This is a genomic window from Akkermansiaceae bacterium (assembly GCA_019634595.1).
GTDB lineage: Bacteria > Verrucomicrobiota > Verrucomicrobiia > Verrucomicrobiales > Akkermansiaceae > Luteolibacter.
The window spans coordinates 34,614-58,725 of the sequence record JAHCBC010000002.1 but is presented as its reverse complement, the minus strand read 5'-3'; the positions used below and the strand labels follow the sequence as shown (position 1 = coordinate 58,725).

General features: G+C 63.6%; 20 protein-coding genes and 1 tRNA gene. 7 read left to right on the top strand and 14 right to left on the bottom strand.

What is annotated here, in order from left to right; all coding sequences use genetic code 11:
* Positions 1-23 precede the first annotated feature (23 nt).
* Both queA and KF712_05940 read right to left on the bottom strand, forming a co-directional pair.
* Positions 24-1,013 (bottom strand): tRNA preQ1(34) S-adenosylmethionine ribosyltransferase-isomerase QueA, encoded by a 990-nt coding sequence (gene queA / locus KF712_05945; GenBank protein MBX3740512.1) that lies wholly within the window; start codon positions 1,011-1,013, stop codon positions 24-26.
* The gene (locus KF712_05940) at positions 1,010-3,097 is read right to left on the bottom strand and encodes a glycosyltransferase (protein ID MBX3740511.1); all 2,088 of its coding nucleotides are present in this window, start codon (positions 3,095-3,097) and stop codon (positions 1,010-1,012) included. Before KF712_05940 ends, queA begins: the two co-directional genes overlap by 4 nt.
* A gap of 172 nt (positions 3,098-3,269) precedes the next feature.
* Between KF712_05940 and KF712_05935 the strand changes: the two genes are divergently transcribed.
* Positions 3,270-4,496, top strand: a complete 1,227-nt coding sequence (locus KF712_05935; protein ID MBX3740510.1) for a Glu/Leu/Phe/Val dehydrogenase — start codon at positions 3,270-3,272, stop codon at positions 4,494-4,496.
* Between the two features lie 77 nt (positions 4,497-4,573).
* A complete protein-coding gene (locus KF712_05930) occupies positions 4,574-4,963 on the top strand; it encodes a hypothetical protein (protein ID MBX3740509.1) in 390 nt (129 codons plus the stop codon).
* A gap of 3 nt (positions 4,964-4,966) precedes the next feature.
* On the opposite strand, the gene ribD is transcribed toward KF712_05930, so the two are convergent.
* The 4 genes from ribD to rsgA are packed head-to-tail and all read right to left on the bottom strand — an operon-like array spanning position 4,967 to position 9,779.
* Complete coding sequence (gene ribD, locus KF712_05925; protein ID MBX3740508.1) at positions 4,967-5,998, bottom strand: bifunctional diaminohydroxyphosphoribosylaminopyrimidine deaminase/5-amino-6-(5-phosphoribosylamino)uracil reductase RibD; 1,032 nt, start codon at positions 5,996-5,998, stop codon at positions 4,967-4,969.
* Positions 5,995-8,259, bottom strand: coding sequence for a mechanosensitive ion channel (locus KF712_05920; protein ID MBX3740507.1), 2,265 nt, complete (start codon positions 8,257-8,259; stop codon positions 5,995-5,997). Before KF712_05920 ends, ribD begins: the two co-directional genes overlap by 4 nt.
* Before the next feature lie 9 nt (positions 8,260-8,268).
* Positions 8,269-8,667, bottom strand: a complete 399-nt coding sequence (locus tag KF712_05915; protein ID MBX3740506.1) for a rhodanese-like domain-containing protein — start codon at positions 8,665-8,667, stop codon at positions 8,269-8,271.
* Between the two features lie 8 nt (positions 8,668-8,675).
* Positions 8,676-9,779, bottom strand: a complete 1,104-nt coding sequence (rsgA, locus tag KF712_05910; protein ID MBX3740505.1) for a ribosome small subunit-dependent GTPase A — start codon at positions 9,777-9,779, stop codon at positions 8,676-8,678.
* 108 nt (positions 9,780-9,887) lie between these two features.
* Between rsgA and KF712_05905 the strand changes: the two genes are divergently transcribed.
* Positions 9,888-10,385, top strand: coding sequence for a transcriptional repressor (locus KF712_05905; protein MBX3740504.1), 498 nt, complete (start codon positions 9,888-9,890; stop codon positions 10,383-10,385).
* Between the two features lie 80 nt (positions 10,386-10,465).
* On the opposite strand, the gene KF712_05900 is transcribed toward KF712_05905, so the two are convergent.
* The 8 genes from KF712_05900 to KF712_05865 all read right to left on the bottom strand — a co-directional run bounded on the left by KF712_05900 (position 10,466) and on the right by KF712_05865 (position 15,992).
* Positions 10,466-10,912 carry a 3D domain-containing protein gene (locus KF712_05900; protein ID MBX3740503.1) on the bottom strand — a complete coding sequence of 149 codons (447 nt, stop codon included), beginning with the start codon at positions 10,910-10,912 and terminating at the stop codon, positions 10,466-10,468.
* Between the two features lie 438 nt (positions 10,913-11,350).
* Positions 11,351-12,361 (bottom strand): TIGR01777 family oxidoreductase, encoded by a 1,011-nt coding sequence (locus KF712_05895; protein MBX3740502.1) that lies wholly within the window; start codon positions 12,359-12,361, stop codon positions 11,351-11,353.
* On the bottom strand, positions 12,358-12,834 hold the full coding sequence (locus tag KF712_05890; protein ID MBX3740501.1) for a DUF393 domain-containing protein: 477 nt from the start codon (positions 12,832-12,834) through the stop codon (positions 12,358-12,360). Before KF712_05890 ends, KF712_05895 begins: the two co-directional genes overlap by 4 nt.
* Positions 12,809-13,198, bottom strand: coding sequence for a hypothetical protein (locus tag KF712_05885; GenBank protein ID MBX3740500.1), 390 nt, complete (start codon positions 13,196-13,198; stop codon positions 12,809-12,811). Before KF712_05885 ends, KF712_05890 begins: the two co-directional genes overlap by 26 nt.
* 25 nt (positions 13,199-13,223) lie before the next feature.
* Positions 13,224-13,610: a hypothetical protein gene (locus KF712_05880; protein ID MBX3740499.1), complete on the bottom strand. Its 387-nt coding sequence runs from the start codon at positions 13,608-13,610 to the stop codon at positions 13,224-13,226.
* 56 nt (positions 13,611-13,666) lie between these two features.
* Positions 13,667-14,188, bottom strand: coding sequence for a transcriptional regulator (locus tag KF712_05875; protein ID MBX3740498.1), 522 nt, complete (start codon positions 14,186-14,188; stop codon positions 13,667-13,669).
* A gap of 220 nt (positions 14,189-14,408) precedes the next feature.
* Positions 14,409-15,659 (bottom strand): hypothetical protein, encoded by a 1,251-nt coding sequence (locus tag KF712_05870; protein ID MBX3740497.1) that lies wholly within the window; start codon positions 15,657-15,659, stop codon positions 14,409-14,411.
* 256 nt (positions 15,660-15,915) lie between these two features.
* Positions 15,916-15,992: transfer RNA gene (locus KF712_05865), tRNA-Pro, on the bottom strand.
* A 76-nt stretch (positions 15,993-16,068) separates the two neighbouring features.
* On the opposite strand from KF712_05865, the gene argC reads away from it, so the two are divergent.
* The 4 genes from argC (at position 16,069) to KF712_05845 (ending at position 24,106) form a co-directional block, all read left to right on the top strand.
* Positions 16,069-17,112, top strand: coding sequence for an N-acetyl-gamma-glutamyl-phosphate reductase (gene argC / locus KF712_05860; GenBank protein ID MBX3740496.1), 1,044 nt, complete (start codon positions 16,069-16,071; stop codon positions 17,110-17,112).
* 39 nt (positions 17,113-17,151) lie between these two features.
* Positions 17,152-18,405, top strand: a complete 1,254-nt coding sequence (gene argJ, locus KF712_05855; GenBank protein MBX3740495.1) for a bifunctional glutamate N-acetyltransferase/amino-acid acetyltransferase ArgJ — start codon at positions 17,152-17,154, stop codon at positions 18,403-18,405.
* A 69-nt stretch (positions 18,406-18,474) separates the two neighbouring features.
* Complete coding sequence (locus KF712_05850; GenBank protein MBX3740494.1) at positions 18,475-22,416, top strand: S8 family serine peptidase; 3,942 nt, start codon at positions 18,475-18,477, stop codon at positions 22,414-22,416.
* 439 nt (positions 22,417-22,855) lie between these two features.
* Positions 22,856-24,106, top strand: a complete 1,251-nt coding sequence (locus KF712_05845) for a sorbosone dehydrogenase family protein (protein ID MBX3740493.1) — start codon at positions 22,856-22,858, stop codon at positions 24,104-24,106.
* The last annotated feature ends 6 nt before the right edge of the window (positions 24,107-24,112 follow it).

Genomic DNA, 24,112 nt, shown 5'->3' with positions numbered 1-24,112 from the left:
CGGGAGTTTCCACACCACGCCGCTCAAATCAACAGCATGCAGTCCCCGTAGCTGTAAAAACGGTAGCGACGCTCGACCGCCTGGCGGTAGGCGTCCAGCACCAGCTCCCGTCCGGCGAAAGCGCTCACCAGCATGATCAACGTGCTTTCCGGCAGGTGGAAATTCGTCAGCAGGCCGCCGATCACACCGAACCGGTAGGGCGGGTGGATGAAGATGTCCGTCTCCCCGCGCTGGTCGTCCTCCGCGATCCTCCGGCCGTCGTCCGTGCGCAGGGACTCCAGCACGCGGGTGACGGTGGTGCCCACGGCGATGACGCGTGAGGCGGCGTTCACCTTGGCGGCGGTGTCCCGGGTGACGGCGTAGCGTTCCGAGTGCATCACGTGCTCGGAAAGGTTCTCGACGCTCACCGGGCGGAAGGTGCCCACACCGACATGCAGGGTGAGGAATGCGTGCGGGATTTGCGCCAGCAGCTCCGGGGTGAAATGCAGGCCGGCGGTGGGCGCGGCGATGGCGCCTTCCTCGCGGGCGAAGACGGTCTGGTAACGCTCCCGGTCGGACAGTTCGTCCTCCCGGTTCATGTAGTGGGGCAGGGCCAGGTGGCCGTGCTTGTCCAGGTCCACGGGGGCATCCCAGCGGATCAGGCGGTCGCCGTTTTCGAAAACTTCGACTACGGTTCCCGTAGTTCCTCCGGCGGTGACCGTCCTGCCTTCGCGCATTTTTTTCCCGGGGCGGACGAGGCAGCGCCACTCGGTCGGGGAAAGCCGGTCCAGGCAGAGCAGCTCGATCTTGCCATCGTCGGAAAACACGCGGGCTGGGATGACTTTCGTGTCATTGAGCACGAGCAGATCGTCCGCGCGGAGATACTCCGGAAAGTCCGTGAACATGCGGTGCTCGATGACGCCGGTGTCCCGGTGGATCACCATCATGCGGGAGGCGGAACGCTCCGCCAGTGGCTTGGATGCGATCAGTTCGTCCGGCAGATGGTAGGAGAAATCTTTCGTCAGCAGGCTCATCGGCGTTTCCGGTTCACGCCCATGTAGAGCATCAGTTGCTCCGCCGGGCCCCAGACGCGGAAGAGGATCACCGGCTTGTGGTTGCGGTATTCCGTGGCCAGCAGCACGCGGGTGCCGTTTTTCTCCACGTCCCATTCATCCGTATCGCCGCCGGGCTTCCACCGGCGGTCCACGAGGAACTTCAGAAAGAACTCGCGGTCCTGCCCTTCCTTCGGCTGGATGCCGAACTCGTCGCTCGGGTCCTCCGCGCGGTGCTGTTCCGCCGCCCCGCTCCGCAGGACGATGGCGTGGTTCCTGCCCCAGGCGCGGAGCCGTGGCTGGATGAAGGTGACCAGATCGAGCACCAGGCGGTTCACCACCGTGTCATGGCGCTCGTCCAGTCCGCGCAGCGGCAGCATGCGGTTCATCACATGCTGGTAGCCCGCGGTGCCCATCGGCCCGTGGTAGATGATGGAGTCGCGCGTGGCACGCACCGGCCCCCCGCCATAGACGAAGCCCTCCCAGCGTGCGCCGCCGCGTTTCGAGAAACGCCCCGGATGTTTCGCGATGAGCAGGCGCTCCGCCTTCGCATATCCCTGCTGCTGGCGGAAAAACGCGCTGAACGATGGCCGCCGCCAATGCCAGACGAAGGCACCCGCCGCAAAGCCGAGCCGGTAGCCCGCCTCCCGCAGCCGCCAGCAGAAATCGACGTCATCACCTGCGGTGCGGAACTGCGGGTCGAAGCCACCCACCGCGTTGAACGCCTCCTTGGTCACGGCGATGTTGCAACCGGGAAGATGCTCCGCCTCGTCATCCGTCAGCATCACATGGCTGGGCGCGCCGGGAGCGGCGCAAACGACCGCCTCACGCCAGTCCCTCGGTGGTGGTGGCAGGTTCGGTCCGCCTGCGGCGGCGAACTTCCCATCATGGAAGACCCTCCGCAGCCGGGCCACCCACTCGATGTCCGGCTCGCAGTCATCGTCCGTGAAGGCCAGCACCTCACCGCGGGCGGCTGCGGCACCGGCATTCCTCGCCGCGCTCAGGCCGCCGGGTTCCAGCCGCAGCAGGCGGATGCCGGGGAAGCGCGTGGCCACCAGATCCGCCGTGCCGTCCTCCGATCCATCATCGACGACGATGGTTTCGAATCCGCCGCCGGTCATGCGCGAGACGGCTTCCAGGCATGACTCGATGCGCTTGATGCCGTTCCGCGTGCAGATGATCACGGAAATGAAAGGTGAAGGGGCGAACTCCGTCCTTGTGAAAAGGGAGGCATCCCAGCGGAGCAGCGCTTCTTTCGGCGCACCGCCGCGGTCCGTCATGCCGAAGTCCCAGTCGAGGATCTCCCTGCCACCGGTCGCCCAGCGGTCGCTCCAAGAATAGACCGTGAATCCCGCGGCCTCTTCCTCACGGGAGATGGTGGCACCCCAGCGCAGCGCATCGGCCTGCTTTTCAGGGCTGTTCCGGCGGGTATCGAGGCCGAACTCGGAGATCACCAGCGGGCGGTCGCCGGCGATGTGGTGGAGCCGTTTCAGGTAGGCGCGGTAGTCCTGCTCTTTCTCGAGGTAGATGTTGAAGGCGGTGAAGTCCGCGTTCGCGGGTTCCAGGTATTCCGTGCTGGGGTAGTTCGCGTAGGCGAAAAGGAGATGGGGTGCCGCCCTCCTTCCCTCTGTGATCAGTTGCTCCAGCACGTCGCGGACAAAGTCGGGACCCATCCACCGCACCAAGTCGGCGCGGATCTCGTTGGCCACATAGACTCCGGTGAGCGCGGGATGTTGCCCGTGGTCACGCAGGAAATTGGCCAGCTTCACCAATGCCTGGGTGACAATGCCAGGACGCTTCCCGAAGTCCGAAGGATAGCCCCACTCCAGCCCGGCGAACACCCGCAGGCCATGGCGGTGTGCCGCGTCCAGCAGCTCCACGCCCGGCAGCGTGTAGGTCCGCACGGCATTGAACCCGGCCTCCGCGATGCGGGCGAAATCCTCATCCTCGGGGGTCGGGTAATCGTCCGGAAACGGGCCGTAGGTCACCGCCAGCAAGGGGACGCGCTCATTCCCCGCGCGGAAAAATTTTCCGTCGGTACGCAGGGGTTCACTGGCGTGGGGCATAGGCACGCCCGGAGGTTAGAGGGCTGGGGGGCGATTCCGGAACAGAAAAAGCGTTTCCCCGCAGATTGGACTGAAATTCGGATGGGAACGGTTTTCCGCGCGTGCCAACTGCGGGGAACCGCGCTTTATTCACTCCATGAGGGATGATCTTCTGAAGAATCCGGTGTTTGCGATGGCGGCGGAACAGTTCGACCGCGTGGCGGATTTCCTGCAGTTGGCGGATGACATCAGGGAACGCTGCAAGTGGCCGAAGCGGCTCATCACCGTGACCGTGCCGATCAAGCGGGACGACGGGACCACGGAGGTGTTTTTCGGCCACCGGGTGCAGCACCACCTCACCCGCGGTCCGGTGAAGGGCGGGCTGCGCTACCATCCGGCGGTGGACCTCGGCGAGGTCGCCGCGCTGGCCATGTGGATGAACTGGAAGTGCGCGCTGATGGACCTGCCCTATGGCGGCGGGAAAGGCGGCATCGCGTGTGATCCGCGCACCATGTCGGAGGCCGAGCTGGAGCGGCTCACCCGGCGCTACACCATGGAGATGATCCCGTTCATCGGGCCGGAGGTGGATGTGATGGCGCCGGACATGGGGACGAATGAGAAGACCATGGGGTGGATGACGGACACCTACTCCACGCATGTCGGCCACCTGGTCCCGGCGATCGTGACCGGAAAGCCGCTGACGCTCCAGGGATCGGCGGGCCGCACGCAGGCCACGGGCCATGGCGTCGCTTTCCTCGCCTCCGGCGCGCTCAACAAGCTGGGCATGGCGGTGGAGGGCGCGACGGCCATCGTCCAAGGGTTCGGCAACGTCGGCTCGCACGCGGTTTTCACCCTCGCCTCTTACGGGGTGAAGATCCTCGGGATTTCCGATGTGAACGGCGGGATCTGGAATCCCGGCGGCATCGACATCAAGGCGCTCCGCGTTCACTACGATGAACATCGTACGTTGTCCGGGTTTCCGGGGGCGGATGCCATCGGCGGGGAGGAGCTGCTGGAGCAGCCGTGCGACATCCTCGCGCCGTGCGCGCTCGACCGCGTGATCACCGGGGAGAACGCACCCCGCCTGAAGTGCCGCATCCTCGCGGAAGGTGCCAACGGCCCGACCACGCCGGACGCGGACCGCGTCATCGACGCGCGGAATGACATCTTCGTGATCCCTGACATCCTGTGCAATGCGGGCGGCGTGACCGTGTCCTACTTCGAGTGGGTGCAGAACCTCCAGCGGTTCCAGTGGACGGAGCGCGAGGTGATCACAAAGCTGGAGACCCTGCTGCACGCCAGCTTCGAGAAAGTCACCGGCTTCGCACGGCGGAACGGCGTCTCCCACCGCATGGCCGCACAGGCGATCGCCATCAAGACGGTGGCCGATGCGAAGGCCGCGCGCGGTCTTTTTCCGTGAGGAAAAAATAATTCCATGGGTTGGTGAATATCCGTGCGGCGGCTTCGTCAGAGATTCCGTAACCGAGATACCAACTCATGAAAACCATCGCCTCCGCCATCGCCGCCATCGCCATGATCGCGGTTTCCGCTTCCAAGTCCGAAGCCCGCGAACATTGCCGGGAGTCCTACCACGGCAGCAGCGTCTACATCAGCGGCCGTGCCTCCTGTGGCACGCCGATCTACACCGAGCGTTACGTCGTCCATGTCGACCGTTACGGCCACGCCGTCTGGGGCACCCGCATCCTTCCCGTCAGCTACCACCACAGCCGCGGTGGCTACGGTGGATACCGTAGCGGTTATGGCCGCGACCGCTGCGATGAGCGGGGCTATGACCGCGGATACCACGGCCGTGGCCCGTCGCCGCGTGATTTCCATGACGCGCGCCGCGATGAGGTGCGCCGCGTGATCGGTGGCATTTTCCGCTGAGCTTCAACGGTCCACCAGACCCGATATCCTGATGTCTCCTCCGAGTTGTTCGAAGGAGACATCTTTCATTTTGAGGGACGGGTGCAGTCCCTCTCCCGCCAGTCCGGGGGACGGGCCGCCGCAGAGCATCGGGGCGTAGTAGATGACGGCCTCGTCGATGAAGCCCGCTTCGATCATCGCGGCGGAAAACACGCCGCCAGCCTCGATCATCACGCTCAGCACGCCTTGGTCACGCACCAGGGCGCGCAGGGATTCCCCGAGGCCGGAGCGGGAGCGGATGAGGGTGCGGTGCCGCCACCCGTCGGAAAGCAGCGGCGCATCCTGGGGAAGGGAGGATGGATGGTCGGTGAAGATCACGCGCCATGGTTGGGTCCGGCCTTCCAGCAGTTCCGGGACGCGGATGGTGAGCGCGGGGTGGTCGCGGCGGACGGTCTCCCCGGTGGTGAGGATGGCGTCCACGGTGGAGCGCAGCTTCTGGACGTCATTGCGTGCTTCCGGTCCGGTCAGCCACTGGCCCTCCCCCGGAGGACGGGTGATGCGACCGTCCAGGCTAATGGCCGTTTTCCAGATGATCCATGGCAGCCCGGTTTCCTTCACCTTGAAAAATGGCAGCAGGATCCTGTCCGCCTCTTCCTTCATCACGCCGGAAGCGACCTCGATCCCCGCGTCCCGCAGGATGCTGTCCGCGCGTCCGGCATGGGACGGATTCCGGTCCACGGTGGCATACACCACGCGGGAGATCCCGGCTTCGATCAACCCGTCCGTGCAGGGCGGGGTGCGGCCATGGGTCGAGCAGGGTTCCAGCGTCACGTAGGCGGTGGCACCGCGTGCGGCGTTTTTGCCATGGCGTTTGAACAAATCCGCCAGCGCCTCCCGCTCCGCGTGGGGTTTCCCCGCGGCGTGGTGGTAGCCGCTGCCGAGCAACACGCCGTCCTTCACGATCACGGAGCCGACAGGTGGGTTGGGAGCCGTCCGGCCGATGCCCTTGCGGGCCTTCGCCAGCGCGAGTTCCATCCATTCCGCGTCCGACTTCATGGGATGGCGCGCTTTTGTTCGGGAGCGGGGGCAGGTGCCTGGCGGACCATTTCCAGCGGCAGCGGTGCATCCGCACGCAGGGTCATGTCCGAGTTCTGGAAGCTGATGCCGGCCTCCGAGAAGCGTTTGTCGATCATGATGCGGATGTCGCTGGAGACGATGTTGGAGTCCGTCTTGCTGTTGAACTCCGTCCAGAAATAGACCATGAAGGTCATGCCACCCGGATTGATGTCATCCAGGGTCACCAACGGCGCGGGTTCCTTCAGGATCAGGCCATGACGCTCCGCGCATTCCTTCATCACCGCCATCACCTGGGATGCGTCGCTGCCGTGGGCGACCCCCAGCCGGATGGAGCGGCGCACGCGGCGGTTGGAAAGCGTGAGGTTGGTCACGCGGTTTTCCAGGAACAGGGAGTTGGGGATCAGCGTCTCTTTTCCTTCGGCATTCCGCAGCACGGAGGAGCGGGTGTTGATCTCCGTGATGGTGCCGGTGGTGGAGGCATCGACCTCGATGATGTCACCCACCCGGATTTTCCGCTCGAACAGCACGATGATGCCGCTGATGAAATTCTTGATCAGGGTCTGGGTGCCGAAACCAAGGCCGATGGCCAGGGCACCACCGAAGAACGCGAAGACCGTGAGCGGGATTCTCAGGATGTGCAGGGTGGTGAGGGCGAGGACGATGCCCGCCAGGATCATCAGCCAGTTGCGGAAGGTGTTCGCCTGGGCTTCCGCGATGCGGCCCCGGTTGACGGCGATGGACTGCAGCCTGCGGGTGAGGCGGGCGGTGATGAAGTAGGCGATGAGGAAGAAGGTGAGGGCGCTGATGACCAGCCCCAGCTCGACGCTCTGCTGGCCGGTGGCGGTTGGGATCTTCGTCAGCTCGAAGGTCCAGATGCGGCGGATGAGGTTCTTGGTCTTCGTCCAGCCGTCGCCCAGCCAGGTGGACCAGTTCTTCGGCCGCTCCGCTTCCTCGAACGCGCCGATCCACCGGGCGAGGTTCCGTTGCTGGAAGGTGGAGGCCTGCACCACGCGCTGGAGGAACTGCTGCTTTTCCCACAGCACCTCACGGCGCTCCGCGAGGGTCTTCACACGCGGGTCCGCGTCCGTGATGAGATTGCTGAGGGAGCTTTGCCTGCCGAGGTCCGCGATGACGGCGGTGAGTTCGTTCGAGGAGACGGTCTGCCACGCGCTCAGCCGGTCCAGGTAGCTGCGGAGTTCCTGGACGGCTTCCAGACGGTCCTTGCGGGAGCTGGCGGTGAGGTAGTCGCGCCGCTTCTGATAGACTTCCGGCGTGAGAGCTTCGAGGGAGGCGAAGGAATCGAGGTTGTCCGAGATGAACTGGAGGGCTTCGGCGCGCGTTTCGGAGGTTTCGAAGACGGCGGTGAGCAGCGGGTCCGCCTTGTTGTCGGGGCTTGGCGTGTTGAGGGATGCGTCGAGCGCCTCCTTCGCCTTTGTCCGGGCGACGATGGCATCCCGCAGCCTCGCGCGGATGCCCTGGTTCTCCTTCCGCAACGCGGCGATGCGATCGTTCGCGGTCTTCTGAAGATTGGCGATGTCCTCCGCGGTGAGGGTCGCCGATTTTGATGCTGCCTTGATCTGGCGGCGGAGCAGGTCGCTTTCCGCCTGTGAGGCATCGACCTGGGCCTGGAGGAGATCGATGTTGGCGAGGACGGACGCGTGGCGCGCGGCGATGAGCCGGGTCTTGTCCACCGCAGCCGCGGCCTGCCATTTGAGCGCCGGATCGTCCGGGGTCTTCGCCAGAGCGGCGGCGACGGTGCGGGTCCGCTCCTCCACGCCGGAGGATTCCGTGGCGACGTTCTCCAGCGCGCGCTGGAAAAGGGAGACCGATGAGCGGGAGGTGGAGATCCTTTCCCCGGCGGCAGCCAGGCGGTTCTCAAGGTCGTCGATGAGGAGCAGGGAATATGGGGGCTTCTCGGTGAAGTGGCTCCATTCCGACTCCGCCTTCCTGGCGGCGGTGGCCGCGGCGCGGGCATCCGGCAGGGAGTCGCGCAGCCCGGTCAGCCGGTTGAGCGTGCGGACCGCCTGATCGATGTCGCGGCGGCGTTCCGCGAGCGCGTCCGGTGAGATGCCGGGAGGTAGCTGGGATTCCGCCTCCGGTTGCTCCAGCCGCGCGAGGGTGGTTTTCGCATCCTTGAGCCAGCTCTGTGTCTGTTCCGGCGTTGCCTGGGCTGCGGCGAACGGGGCGGACAGCGCGAGGGACGCGCAGGCGATGACGAGCCGGAGGAGCGCGGACTTCATGGGATGGAATCAGCGGGATGGGGTGATGGGATGGCCACCGCGCTTCCAGGCGTTGATGCCTCCCTCCAGATCGCGGACCTGGAAGCCGAGCGTGGCGAGTTTCTTTGAAGCCGCGCCGCTGCGGGAACCGCGCGCGCAATAGACCAGCACGGGTTTCCCACGGTCCAGTTCCTTCACGGCACGGTCTTCGAAATCCCGGTCCGTCCACGGAATGAGTTTGGCACCGGGGAGGTGGCCGCCGGCGAATTCCTCCCGCGTGCGGACATCGAGGATGATGGTATCCGCATCCCGGGCGACCCATTGCGAAGCCTCCGCCGTGGAGATGGTGGAGGGCCGGAGAGCGCCGGTCGTTCCGCAGGCGGAAAGAACCGCGGCGGCGCAGGCGATGAGTGGCAGGCGGAAATTCATGGGATCGGTCAAATGTCGCCGCGTTCGTCCTTCTCCAACTGGATGCGGTCGGCTAGGTTGCGGGCCTTCACGCGGTTGTTGCGCTTCGCCCAGCGTTCGACGGCCATCTGGCGTTTCTTCGCACGCTTCCGGAGCGCGGCGATCTCGGTTTCGAGGTTGAGGAAGCTTTCGTAGCGGCCCGCGTCCAGTTCGCCCTTGTCCACGGCGGCGCGGATGGCGCAGCCGGTGTCCTTGCGGTGGGAGCAGTCGGCGAACTTGCAGTCGTGCGTGAGGGCATCCACATCCGCGAAGCTTTCGCGGAGCGTCTGCTCGTCGGTCCACATCTGGATCTCCCGCATGCCCGGGTTGTCGATGAGCATGCCGCCGGAATCCAAGGGGACGAGCTCCCGGGAGGTGGTGGTGTGGCGGCCCTTGCCGGTGGTTTCGTTGACCTCGCCGGTCCACTGCCACTCCTCGCCATAGAGCTGGTTGACCAGCGTCGATTTCCCGACGCCGGACGAACCGACGACGCACATCGTCACGCCCTTCTTGAGATATTTTTTGAGAACCTTCAGGCCCTCTCCCTTGATGGCGCTGGTGATGTGGACGTCCGCCTCATCCCACAGCGCGGCGATCTCCTCCGCGGCCCGCTTGTTCTCCTCCTTGGTGAAAAGATCGGACTTGTTGACCAGCACCAGCGCCTTCGCGCCGCTCTTGCCGATGAGCGAGAAGTACCGCTCCATCCGCCGCAGGTTGAAGTCCGGACCGGCATCCGTCACTACCGCGACGATGTCCACGTTCGCGCCGATGACCTGCGCCTCGGAGCTGTTGCCGGGCATCTTCCGGGAAAAGCAGGTCCTGCGGGGCAGCATTGCGCGGATGACGTGGTCCTGGTTCTCGTTGCCCGGTTCCACCGCCACCCAGTCACCCACGGCGGGCAGGTCCGCGTCGCACTGCGCCTCATGCCACAGGCGGCCGCAGAGGATCACGTCGATCTCATCGCCATCGTCGAGGAAGGCTCCGTAGTTGATGGGCGTCTCCCGGATCAGCCGCGCGGGTACCCAGCCTTTCGCCCGGTAGGGGGCGAAGGCTGCCTTCAGTTCATCATTCCAACCGAGGTCACGCAGGGTCATCCGTTGGGAAAAGCTAGCCGGGATCAAGCTCCTGTCGATTCCCGGATTGGAAACAAAGATGAAATTCCCACTTTCCAGTCTCAATAAGCTGCACTTATTGTTGCGTCCATGGATAGCTCCGTCCAAACACGACTCGATGATTTCATCCGCCGGAAAGGCCTGCGGAGGACCAACCAGCGCGACTCCATCGTGCGCGCGGTGTTCTCGAAGGACGAGCATTTCACGGCGGAGGAGCTGTTCGAGCGGGTGCGCAAGGCGGACTCCGACACCTCCCGCGCCACCGTCTATCGCACGCTGGGCCTGCTGGTGGAGGCGAACCTCCTGCAGCAGATCGACCTGGGCGACAACCAGACGACCTACGATCCCAACTTCCTCGACAAGCCGTCGCACAACCACCTCGTCTGCATCGACTGCGGCCGGGTGGTGGAGTTTGAGGACGTGAATCTGGACCTTCTCAACGACTGTGTGACCCGACGGCTCGGATTCAAACCGCTACGCCAGTCGATCAAGATCGAGGCGAACTGCGAGCAACTGCGCCTGAAAGGCCGCTGCCCGAACCTCATCGCCAGCCGCCTAAGCGGCAAGCGGCTGCGGAAGAAACGCTGACCTCTGTCAGGGATCGGGGCACGAAAAAACCCGGCTTGCGGGCCGGGTTTTTCGGAAAGCGGGATGATCGGGGAAGCGGATCAGCGCTTGGCGACGGTGCTGAGCTGGGGACGCTGGCGGACGATGTTCGCGAGCATCTGGCTGCAGTGGCTGAACTTCGTGCGCTGGGCGAGGATCTCCGCGGAACGGGTGAAGGAACCCCACTGGACGATGGTCACCTCCACATTGCGGCGGCCCCACTGGTTCATGACGTCCTTGGACGGCTTGTAGATGTCGATGGTGCCGGTGCCGGTGAGGGCGGAGCCGTAGTCATCGACGACATAGAGATAGGGAAGGCCGGTGATGCGGAAGACAGTACCCACCGGATAGAAGGACCAGTCGGCGGCGGCGCTGCGGACGCGGTCGGTGTAGCGGAGCTGGGTGCCGGTGGCGTTCTTGCTGCCGTAGATCAGGTGGTCGTCCTCGCTGCAGGTGTAGGCGGTGGTTCGGACCAGGCGGTTACGCTCGCTGAAAGCATAGACCGGCATCTTGTGGCGGTCTTTCGGCTTGGCGGCGGCGGCGGAGACAACGCCGGCGGATGGGGCGGAAACCGGGAAGCTCTCGGACTTGCCGAAGCTGAAGACTTTGGAGGAAGAGGAGGAACCGGAGCGGATGTCGGACTTCGACAGGACATTCGGGCCGGAAGTCGAGCAGCTCGTGAAGAGAGCTGCGGTGAGTGCGATGAGAGGGAGGGAAAGAAGCTTTGGGATCATGCAGTATTGGTTAAGAGGCTGCGGCTGATGGTGGGTTTTTTGTGCGTGCATCTTCTAAAGCCCATTGCGTGCCGGGGCAACCCATTAAGTCCAACTGTTAGAGGGGCTTAAGTAAATTGGCGGGTAAATTTTTTAAAACCAGCGACTTAGCTCCGGGTTTTTTTCCTAAGATTTTCCGCCGGTTTCCCTCTGGAATGGGTTCCGGAGGGCAGGTCAGGCACCCCGGTTGGGGGAGGGCAGCCATCCTTTGGCACCGATGCTCCGCCTGCCGCTGGCTGCGAAAAAGCCTTCGAGACCCTTCCTGCCCCGCAGGTCGTGGATGGCCGCCGCGGCGCTTCTCCATCGCCAGCGGAAGCCCGCGTCGCGCAACCGGACGGGTTCCGCCCAGCGGCTTTTCAATACCAGCTCCGTCTCGGTTCCCATGAACCAAGCGCCGATCTCCAGCATCCATCGCGCCGCGGGCAGGCCGACGGGCATTCCGGCTTCCCGGCGGAAGATCCGCATCCATTCCCGGTTTTCCGGAAACTCCGGAGCGGTCACATTGACCGTGCCGTCCAGGAAGGGATCGGCGATGGCGAAGTCCACGGCACGCAGGAAGTCATCCATGTGGATCCAACTGATCCGCTGGCGGCCGTTGCCCATGGTTCCGCCAAGCCCGAGGGCGGCCAAGCGGCTGAGGACCTGATGGACGGTGCCTTCCTCATTTGCCAGCACCATGCCGATGCGGAGTGCCAGCTTTCGTGTGGCGGCGGGGACTAGCGCGCTGAAAAATGCCTCCTCCCAGGTGCGGGCGACATCGCACGAGAATCCCGTGCCGTGTTCCCCCAGCCAGTCGTCCTGCGGCCTGTCCTCAGCGTGGCGGTACCAGGTGGCGGTGCTGGCATTGAGCCACACTTTCGGCGGCACCTTGCACCCGGCGATGGCGCGGCCGATGGCCCGCGTGCTGTCCTCCCGCGAGCGGAGGATCTTTTCCCGGTTCTCCGGTGTGTAGCGGCAGTTCACGGTGGCACCCGCCAGGTTGATGACCGCCTCCGCCCCCTCCAGGGCGAGCGTCCACGGGCCGTCGTGCTTTCCATCCCATTCCAGGAACATACCATCCCCGCTCCAGCCGTCACGGTTGCGGGCGATGGCCACCACCTCCCTGCCCTGGCGGGTGAAATGGCGGCACAGGTAGCGGCCGAGGAAGCCGTTGGCTCCGAAGATCACGATGCTGTTCGTTGTCATGGCAGTGGGGGTGGTGGGGTGTGGAATTTGAAAGGGCTGTCGATCTGGCAGGTGCCGGTCTGGCACTGCGGCTGCGGCTGCGTGCGGATGGCCTGCGCGAGCTGTTCGTCATGGCGCAGGTGCAGCAGGCGCGAAATGGTCAGGCGGTTCTCCGCCAGCAGGTGGATCGCCCGCTTCACCAGTGGCCGGAGCAGCGGGCTTTTGAAGCGGTAGCTCCATGGCCGGTATTCACGGGTGATCCACAGGCAGGTCAGCCAGGCGGTCTCGCCCTGCCACCAACTGCCGTCATCCGCGAGGACGACCACATCCTTTCCCGCACCCATGTCCTGCAGGCCGGGAAAGAGGCGTGCGGCGGCGGGCGCGTTGTAGGGGATGAAGCGGGCCTCCACATACTTCGGCTGGCGGTTCAGCCATTCCTTGAAGGCGGCGCACAGCCCGCATTGCGGGTCATGGAAGATGGTGAGTGTTTTCATGGTGGCGGGGGCGTTGCAGCCATGCGGCGATGGCGGTGAAGAGTCCGTAGGCGGCTCCAGCGATGATGAAGACGGGCTGCGGAGCGATGAGAGCGACGGTGAGGGCGCCTATGAGAGGCCCCACCACAAGGGCGAAAGGGAGCATCCAGATGGGGGAAGCGGGATTCCGGTAGCTCAGGAGAAAGATCGGCAATCCGGTGAGGCCATAGGCGATGATGTGGACGATTGCCTGCATGAGGGTCAGGAACAGGATATCGGCCACCGGCTTTCCGATCCACGCCGCGCCCACTGCCCAGCAGGCGGCAGGTAGGGCCAGTGCTACGGGCAGCGTGGCGATCCATGCTTGTTCGGGGCGTCTTTTCATCGCGGTGGTTCTCTGTTGATGCGGTTCACAACTTCCCACCCGCAGGGAACGGAGGCGGTGCTTGGTCCCATGCGGCGCGTTTCCTCATGCGGGTGAAGACCAGCAGGTTGAAGAAGTGCATGCCGCCCAGCACCAGCAGCACCACGCCCAGCTTCGCGCTCAGCGCCTCGAAGATGCCGCGTGCGGCGACCACTTCCTCCGCCAGCTTCAGGTAGAGCGTCACAAAGCCGAAGTTGATCAGGTAGAAGCCGACCACCAGCAGGCGGTTCACGCTGTCCGCCAGTGGTTCGTTGCCGTGGAAGCAATCGACCAGGAAGACCCGGCCATTGTGGAAAAGGTTCCTCGCCACCCATACGGTGAGCGGCAGGGCGATGGCCAGGTAGAGCGCGTAGGTGAGGACGGTGGGGTTCATGGTATTCGGTAATTTTGGTTGTTTCAGGAAATAGTGAAAGTAGTGGGCAAATTTTTTTAGCCGAGGAGCTTGGTTGCCATCTGGATGGCGAAGCCATGCTTCATGGAGGACACGCGGTCCGCCATCTTGGACGCGAAGCCGACGAACTCTTCCAACTGCCGCATCTGCTCATGGAAGGCCTTACCTTCCGGGGTCTTGATGCCGCGGCTTTCCTCGGCGCATTTGTGGAGAATGTTCACCGCCGGCTCGATCTCCCGGCGCTTCCGCTCGCGGGCGATGATGATGAACATCTGCCAGACATCCTTTTCCGCTTCGAAGAATTCACGCCGTTCGCCCTTGCGCAGGACGGTGCGGATCAGTCCCCAGGCTACCAGCTCCTTCAGGTTGGTGTGGGCGTTGCCGCGGCTGATCTGGAGGTCCTCCATCACCTCATCGGTCGAGAGGGGGGCCGGGGCGGTGATGAGCAGCGCGTGGATCTGGGCCATGGTCCGGTTGATGCCCCATTGGGTGCCGAGCGCGCCCCATTGGGCGACGAATTCGTCGCGGGCTTTTTTCAGTCTGACCGGCTCGTCGTTCATCTGTTTTCAGAAATTACTGAAAATATCGGATTGTGCAAGGCGGAATTTCCGAAATGGAGGAGGATGACCACTGATTTCACTGATTTACTGATTCGGAATGCATGGAATCCTCCGCACGTGTCGGCCCGGAGATCACATCCGCCTCTCTGAAATCAGTTAAATCAGTGAAATCAGTGGTATCAGAATTCCTCTGGCCTGGTCTGCCCCGAAAGGCGGGATCTCACGCCGTCTCCGGCATGAAGGTGGGGAAGATGATGCCGGAGTGCCGCTGGCTGCCGCCGCGTGTCTGGGCGAGGTGCAGCTCACAGTTTTTCGCGCCCCATCGATAGCACGCGTGGACCAGCTCCGTGGCATCCGCGGGAGCCAGCCACACCGGGGTGGATCCACGGTGCGCCCGGTCGAGCTGTGACCAGAGCAGGGCGAGCGCCGTCTCCGTGTCCCGTGAAACGCCGGGACCGAGCATCCGCGAGCCGGGGTGGGCGATGGAGGTGAGGAAGCCATCCAGCCCCTCCGGTCTCTCGATCACCAGCGTGGTCCAGACTCCGTGACGGTTTTCGAGGAAAAAGCGATGATCCTTTTCCCGGCGGATGCCGGAGATTTCCTCCTCGAGCGCGACGATGGCCGGGAGATCATCCATGGTCGCGGGGCGGACGCGTCGCACACGCGTGGGTTCGGTGGCTGGATCAAGTCCGATTTCCGGGACGGAGAGGATCATGTCCTGATAGATCCGGACCGGGACGAAGCCCGCCTTCGAGTAGAGGGAGAAGGAATCGAGGTTGCACGCGCTGGAAACCAGGCGCAGCGGCAGGCCCGCGTTGTCCGCGAGCCGGATGATCTCCTTGAGCAGGGCATTTGCCGCGCCGCGGGACTCCGGCGTGGCGTTCATGATCCCCAGCGCCCAGTGCGTCTCCCGCGGGTGGTAGAAGCAGGACCCGACGAGCTTCCCGGTGGCGTCTTCCGCCACCAGGCAGCAGCCGGGATCGAGCGCTTCGTAGATCTCCGGAAAGACGCGGCAGGCGAGGGGATCCGGCCCGAAGATCTCCCGGTTCAGGTTCTTCCGATACCAGGAATTGGTGGAGTGGTGGATGAGGCGGGCGACTTCATCCCATTCGTCGGGGCGCAGCGGGCGGATGTGGAAGGGGGCGGTCATATTTCCCGGATGACTGGGGAGATCGGATGCCTCCATCATGGATAGGTTCGCTCCCGCCGCCAGCTTCTTGATGGCGTCCTCGAACGACAGATTTTCGTATTCCATGATGAAACCGATGGCGTTGCCATACCTCCCGCAGCCGAAGCAGTGGAAGGTCTGTCGCGTCGGACTGACGGTGAACGAAGGCATTTCCTCATGGTGGAACGGGCACTTCGCTTTGAATGCGGTGCCGATCCGCTCCAAGGGGATGAGGGGGCTGATCAGTTGGACGATGTTCGTTGAAGCCAATATCCGCTCGATCGTTTCCTGTGGGATTTGCACGGTAAGAAAGGATATGACGATCCCCGGCTTGCACGGAAACCGAAAACGCCGGGCTGGCGGGATTGCCTGCGCTTCGCTCCGGCCAAGCGGGGTGCGGCTGGCGCCGGGATTTTTCTGAGGATGCTGCGAGCATCCGAAGGCTTTCGAACCGGCTCCGCTGTGCTTCGCAGGGTTCTCATCCCACTAGCCCGACTTTGGCGGATGGGGTGTCACACATGGGCAGGATGTTCGGTGAGTGACCTTCACTTAGGTGTGATGGTCGGGCTAGCGGGATTCGAACCCACGGCCTCTTGCCCCCCAGGCAAGCGCGCTACCAGACTGCGCCATAGCCCGTCACGTGAACGGACCGGCAAAGAAGCAGGCGAATTGCGGGTTGGCAAGCCCGGAAAATCATGCGATGGCGGAATGCATGAAACGCATCAAGACGGCGATCGTGGGGGCAAGCGGCTACACCGGCATGGAACTGCTGCGTCTGCTGCTGGGCCATCCGGCTGTCGAGTTGGTGGCCGCCACGTCGAGGGCGGAGGCCGGAAAGCCGATCGGTGCCGTGTTTCCACGGTTCCGGGGTGCTCCGGGGGCGGATCTGGCGTTCATGGCTCCGGACGCGGACGGGATCGCCGCGACGGGTGCGGAGGTGGCCTTCCTGGCGCTGCCCCACGGGGTGGCGGCGGAGATCGCCCGCGCCCTGCTGGAGCGGAACGTGCGGGTGATCGACCTGAGCGCGGATTTCCGCCTGAGTGATGCGGCGGTCTATCAGGAGTTCTACGACCATGAGCACCCCGCTCCGGATCTGCTGGAGCAGGCGGTGTATGGCCTGCCGGAGGTGCGGGCGGACCGGATTTCCGCGGCGAAGCTGGTGGCCTCTCCCGGCTGCTACCCGACGAGCATCATCCTGCCGCTGCTGCCGCTGCTGCGGGAGGGGCTGGTCGATCACACGACCATCGTGGCGAACTCGATGAGCGGAGTGAGCGGTGCCGGAAAGAAGGCGGACCTGACCCTGCTGTTCGTGGAGTGCAACGAAAGCGTGCGCGCCTACGGTGTGCCGAAGCACCGGCACCTGTCGGAGATCGAGCAGGAGCTCTCCATCGCCGCCGGGGAGAAGGTGATCATTTCCTTCATCCCGCACCTCATCCCGGTGACGGCGGGGATCGCCACGACCACGACGGCGAAGCTGAAGGAAGGCGTGTCACCGGAAGCGGTCGGCGCGGCTTTGGAAAAAGCCTACGCCGGAAAGCCGTTCGTGCGCCTGTTAGGAAAGGGCGGCTGCCCGGACACGAAGAATGTCACGCGGACGAACTACGTGGACATCGGCTGGAACCACGACCCACGAACGGGCCGGGTGCTGCTGCTGAGCGCGGAGGACAACCTCGGCAAGGGTGCGGGCGGCCAGGCGGTGCAGAGCTTCAACCTCATGTTTGGCCTGGAGGAGACTGCCGGATTGCAAAATTTCTAGGATCTGTCTCCATCTGTCCCCTTTCCCATTCCCTCTGTCATGGACTTCCCATTTTCCCGCATCAAGGGTGGCGTCGGCGCGCCTCAGGGCTTCCTCACCAGCGCGGTGAGCTGTGGCATCAAGAACCCGGCGGCGGAACGTCTGGATCTGGCGCTGGTCTATTCGGAAAAGCCGTGTGCTTCCGCAGGCACCTTCACCACCAACCGGGTGAAGGCCGCGCCGGTGAAGGTTTCCCAAGCCCATCTTCGCAAGGGCGAGCTGCGCGCCATCATCGCCAACTCCGGAAATGCGAACGCCTGCACCGGCGTGCAGGGTATCACGGATGCCAACGCGATGTGCGACGCGGTGGCGAAGCCGCTGGGGCTGAAGCGGGCGGAAATCGGCGTCGCCTCCACCGGGGTGATCGGCCTGCCGATGCCGATGGTGCGGGTGGAGCCGAAATACGACGCGCTGGTCAAGGGGCTGGGCGCGAAGAACGGCGCGGATGTGGCTGCTGCCATCATCACCAGCGACACCCACGCGAAGGAGGTGGCCATTTCCTTCGACCTGGGAGAGCACCGCGTGCGGATCGGTGGCTGTGTGAAGGGTGCGGGCATGATTTCCCCCAGCATGGCGACCATGCTGTGCTTCATCACCACGGACGCCCACGTGAAGAGCGACGAACTGCGCAAGGCGGTGCTGGAGTGCGTGGAGGAAAGTTTCAACCGGATCACCATCGATGGTGACATGAGCACCAATGACACGGTGCTGGTGCTGGCGAACGGTGCCTCCGGAGCGCCGTCCTTCCGCCGGAATGATGCCCGCTGCAAGCAGTTCCGGGCCGCGCTGAAGTGGGTGATGCTGGAACTGGCGAAGGCCGTGGTGCGGGACGGGGAGCGGGTCACCAAGTTCGTGACTGTGAAGGTCCAGGGCGCGCGCACCTATCTGGATGCGAAAAAGGTGGCGGAAGCCGTCTGCAAATCCGCGCTGGTGAAGTCCTCCTGGAACGGCGGCGACCCGAATTGGGGTCGCATCCTGCATGCGGTGGGTTATTCCCGGGCGAGGATCCGCGAGGAGCTGATCGACATCAATATCGGTGGGAAGTTGGCCTGCGCCGGCGGTCTCCAGGCAGCCACACCCATGGACGAGCTGCGGGCGGCGGTGGCGGAGAAGGAGTTCGAGATCCTCATTTCCCTGAACCAGGGGGATGCCGACTACACCATGTATTCCAGCGACTTGTCTCCGGAATACATCGACTTCAACCGTTCCGAGTATGCGTATTGGAAGCAGGCGCGGAAGGACGGATTAGTGTGATTTGCAATGCAAAAGTAAAGCTTTTGTAAATCCAACGTGGGAGTGTAGAGTGCCTTCCGAAAACCCTCTATGAGATCATCTTTCCGAAAGAGCCATGCCCTCGCGGCAGGGGCCGCATGTCTGGGACTCGGAGTCTTCTGGCTTGTCCAGCATTCCCCGGAGACCGCCCGGTCCGGGAGTCCGGATGAAACCCGGCGCAAAATTTCCACGACCCCGATCGAGCCGGTGAGGCAGGACCGGCCCCTGATGCTGGCCATGGTGGACGGACCCGCCCTAAAGGTGGCGATGGACGAGGTGTGCGTGCGTGACGGCACCGGGATGGAGACTTTCGTGAAGCTGGATCCTCCGGCGACTCCGGCATCCATCCGTTCGCGGATGACGGAACTCTCGGCCATGGGGGAGGTTCTTCCGGTGGCCTATCCGGAGAACGGGGAGAGGAACGGGGGCACCCGTGCCATCATCACCAGCAAGCTGCGGGTGAAACTGCCGGATGCGGACGGAGGGAAGGTGGCGGGAGCCAACCGCCTGGAGGTGTCCGAGCGTCCCGCCTACGCGCCGGGATGGACCATCATGGAGGCGGCGGACCCTCTTGCCGCGCTGGCGGCCATCGAAGGAGTCCGGTCGTCCACGGAAGTGGCATCGGCGGATGTGCTGGTTGCAAGGCAACGGTTCAGGCGCGCCCTGCCGAATGACCCCCTGATCGGGGACCAGTGGTATCTCAAGAATGGCACCACCAGCCCCAGCATCACCCACATCAACGTGGAGGGCGTCTGGAAATACGGGGCGGCGGAAATCGGCCACCGGGGAGCTGGTGTCGCCATCGGCATCGTGGATGACGGCGTCCAACTGGATCACCCGGATCTGGTCTTCAACATCGACACCATCAACGATTATGACTGGAACGCGAATGACTTCGACGCCAGTCCGTCATTGCCGACGGACATCCACGGGACGGCGTGCGCGGGAGTCGCTGCGGCCCTGGCCAATAATGGCCTGGGGGTGGCGGGCATCGCGCCTGAATCAGTCATTGTGGGGATGCGGCTGATTTCCGCCAGCGTCACGGACCAGCAGGAAGCGGAGGCGATGGCATGGAAGAACGACCTCATCCATGTGAAGAACAACAGTTGGGGGCCGCAGGATACGGGCAAGCTGTTGGAAGGTCCGCAACCCCTGACCGTCGCGGCCATGCAGAATGCGGTGGCGGGCGGCCGGGATGGGAAAGGAACGATCTTCGTGTGGGCGGGAGGCAACGGCCGGGGAAATGGGGACAATTCGAACTACGACGGATACGCGAACCGGATCGAGACGATCGCGGTCGGTGCCATCGACAGCAATGGCATGCAGTCGGACTACAGCGAGTCCGGCGCGAATCTGCTGGTGGTCGCCCCCTCGGACGGTATCGGTGGTCTCGGGATTGTCACCACGGACCGGACCGGGGCGGCGGGTTGGAACACCGCCTCCGGCATCAATGGCAACTACACCACGCTTTCCGGAGACAGTTCCTTCGGGGGAACCTCCTCCGCCACGCCGGTCGTTTCGGGCGTGGTTGCGCTGATGTTGCAGAGGAACCCGGCCCTCGGTTGGCGGGATGTGCAGGAAATCCTCATCCGCAGCGCGACCAAGGTCCAGCCGTCCGACTCCGACTGGCAGACAAATGCAGCGGGTCTTTCCTTCAATCACAAATTCGGAGCAGGACTGGTGAATGCAGGCTCCGCGGTGGAACTGGCGGCCACCTGGCAGAACCTGGCCTCCCGGTCGAAGCGGAGCATCTACAGCACAAACAGCAGTGCCATCCCTGAGGGAGGATCGGTGACCCGGACGTTCCCGGTGAGCGGGGACACCCACCGGATCGAAGCGGTGACAGTCACCGTGGCAGCCACCCACAGTGCGCGGGGGGATCTTGCCATAACCCTGACCTCTCCAAGTGGGATGAAGAGCCGGTTGTCGGAAGTCCATAATGATCCGAATCCGAATCTCAAGGATGACAAGATACCCGGGTCAACCTCGTGGACTTTCAGCACCGTCAGGCACTGGGGTGAATTCACCGGCGGAGACTGGACGCTGGAAGTAATGGACGGTGGCAGTGGGAATGCTTCCGGCGGCACGCTCGGGGCCGTCACCCTGGAGTTCCATGGGGTCTCCACGGGGGCGATGAATCCGGCGCCGGTCGTCCAGATCACCTCCCCCACCGCCGGGCAGCCGTTTTCCCCGGGATCCGTGGTGCCCGTGACCGTCACCGCCACCGACCTGACGGTGACCGGCGCGCCGGGGGCGGTGGCCCAGGTGGAACTGTTGATGGATGGCCTCCCCGTCGGTGTGGCTACCGCGCCTCCATACGAATTCACCGTTTCACCTGCGGACGGACCCCATACTTTGATCGCAAGGGCAACGGATCTGGAAGGTGAGACGGGCACTTCCCCCTCCGTCCAGATTTTCCTCCAGAACCAACCTCCGGTGATCCATTCCGTCACGCTGTCCGATGTCGGGTATGGCTACCCGGATACGGAGGTGGTGGTCACCGCCGTCAATGCCACCGATCCGGAAGGCACCCCGATTTCCTACACCTACCAGTGGCAATCCAGCACCGACGACCGCACCTACACCAACCAGAGCGGCAAGACCACGGCGGTATTGGCGGCGGATGCGGCCAACGTGGGAAAACTCTGGCGTTGTATCGTCACTCCGTCAGATGGGGTCAATGTGGGCATTCCATTCGAATCTCCGGTCGTGAATGTGGTGAACCGGCCTCCGCTCTTCGCCAAAGTGGGTTCCGCCGTGCAGCATGACAGCGGTCTGGTCATCCGTGGCGTGGAGGAACCGGTCAACCGCCAGGTGATCATCAATGAGGTGAGCCAAGGGGACAATGGAAACCAGGAATGGGTGGAGTTGCTGGTTCTCAAGTCCGGGTCTCTGGTCGGTTTGCGGCTGGGGAATGCGTCGAAATCCTTCACGTTCAAAGATATCCCGCTGTGGAGGAATGTTCCGGCGGGGAAACTCATCGTGATCTACAAGGGAACCAACAAGGATCCTTGGCTGGTGCTGCCGGACAATGCAAACATGTCGGCGGACGCGCTGGTGCTTCCCCACACGGACCGGCAGGTCGTGACTTCCCAGTATTTCGAAGACCCAAACGGAGCTTTGTTCGGGATAGGAGAGGATGATACGGTGGTGCTGCAAGATGGAGCTGGGGACATCCATCGCATTACTTTCGGTACCGGGAAACCTTTGCCAAACACCCCGGCGGTTCCCCAGGGAGCACCGGCATTGGAGCGACTTCTCATCTCCAGGTCCGCCCGTTATCTCGGCGGCCTTGAGGCGGATGCGAATCTGGCGGAGAAATGGAGCCTGCCATCAGTGACCAATGCCTCCCCGGGATTGCCGAATTCGGATGATAACCGGGATTTCATCAACCGTTTGAAAAACCAGGATCTGATTGAGATTCCGAAGTACCGGCTCGGGGGAAGCCAGATCCTCCCTGCCGGACTCACCCTCAATGCGGATACCGGCCGTTTGTCGGGAACCATCTCTTCCAGTGCGGCGGTGGGGAACTACCCCATCATCATCGAGCGGTTCAACAAGGATGAGGAATCCGTGGCGCAGGCATTCACCCTGCGGGTGTTCGCGAACAGTTACAGCCAATGGACGGGTTCCTTTCCTGGCATGGCGGCGGGAGTGGGCGGCGACAGCGATGGTGATGGAGTTCCGAACTTGGTGGAATATGCGCTCGACCGGGATCCCGTTTCGGCGGAACAGGGCGGCGCCTACACCCTGAACAGGGAAGAGGGTGTGATTTCGGTGATCTACCGGCAGTCGAAGGTTCCGGCGGATGTGACCTTGCGGGCGGAGTGGTCCACCGCGCTGGATGGTTCCGTTCCGTGGGTGACGGATGGGATCCAGAACGAAACGCTCCAGGAAGATACGTTGACGCGGGTGGTGAAATCCTCCCTGGCCATCGTCCCGGGTGATCCCAAGCGCTTCCTCCGCCTGAGGGCGACCCTGGTTTCTCCATAAGGACTCTCCGCACGGTTGCCGCGGCAGGCCCAGCGCACATTGCAGTGCGCTGCGACCCGCCGCGGACCATCCGCTAACCACGGGAGATGTAAGGGACGGCGTTTTCAGGGATAACCGTCCGGGTTGGGAAAAATGAATTCCGGAGAGGCTCCGGGCAGTTCACTCGCAGCGGTTGGCGTGCCAATACCGCTGGAGGAACCGCAGCGCTCCACAACCCGTTTGCTTGGAAAGAGAAATTTTCCGGAGTTCGGTATCTTTCACCCTCCGTTGGCGTCATGTTGCGGGAATGGGTGGGAAAGATGCACATCTCTCCCACCTGATGCATCCTGCATGGGCGCACGGCCCGGCGACCCTTTTCGTGGAAGGGCCCGAACCTAGGCGGGAGGGGGCAGGGGAGGCACGGAGGAGGTGTGGTACGGTGCAAGCTGGAGCTTTCCGCATGAAATTCACCGGCACCGCCTGCATCACCCTGTCCCTGTTCTCCGTAGCCGCCTTGAAAGGAGAACTGGTGACGGAGGCATTCACCCCTGAGCCGATCCAGGTCAATGTCGCCGAGCTGCCTGCGCCGAATGAAAAGGAAAGCGTGACCAAGAGGCCGGAGGTGCTGGGCGTCCCGGAAAAGGCGGTGCTCCAGGCCCCGGAGGGCTTCACGGTGGAGCTTTATGCGGAGAATGTGTCCGACGCGCGCTGGCTCGCCCTGACCCCGGATGGGGATCTGCTGCTGGCCCACGGAAAGGGCGACCGGATCTCCTTGCTCCGTGACACGGATGGCGATGGCAAGCCGGACAAGAACGAGACCTTCGCTGACAAAGGCAACCGACTGAACATGCCTCTTGGCATGGCCTTCGTGGACGGCCATTTTCTGGTGGGGAACACGGACGCCGTCCGCAGATACCCTTGGAAAAGCGGCCAGTTGAAGCTGGAAGGTGAGGGAACGGAAATCACCAAGCTCCCGGGAAAGGGCTACAACCAGCACTGGACGCGCAATGTGGTGGCCAGCCCGGATGGCGGCTGGGTCTACGTTTCCGTGGGTTCCGAGTCGAATGTGGACCCGGAGGAGCTGCCACGGGCCAGTGTGCTGAGGATGAAACCGGATGGCTCCCAGCGGACTGTCTTCGCCCATGGACTGAGAAATCCCGTCGGGCTGGCTTTCCATCCGCAGACCAATGAACTGTTCACCACCGTGAACGAGCGGGACAAGCTGGGCGATGGCCTCGTGCCGGACTACCTGACCGGGGTGAAGGAAGGCGGCTTCTATGGCTGGCCCTATACCTATCTCGCCCCGGAGAATCTCGATCCGCGCCGGGTGAAGGACGGAAAGAGCGAGCAACCTGAGCTTGCTGCCAAAACCCTGACGCCGGACCTGTTGTTCGAGTCCCACTCCGCCGCGCTGGGCCTGGCATTCCCCCGCGGGGAGATGTTTCCGGAGAAATACCGGAACGGTGCGTTCGTCGCCTTCCGCGGCAGTTGGAACCGCAACAAGGGGACGGGATACAAGATCGTCTTCGTGCCCTTTGCGGATGGCAAACCCGCAGGGCACTATGAGGATTTCATCAAGGGCTTCCTCACCGATCCGGAAGGACCGAAGACCTGGGGTCGTCCCGTGGGGGTGATCTTCCTTCCTGATGGAAGCCTGCTGTTTTCCGAGGAAAGCAATGGCCGCCTCTACCGGGTCACCTACAAGAAATGAGGAGGC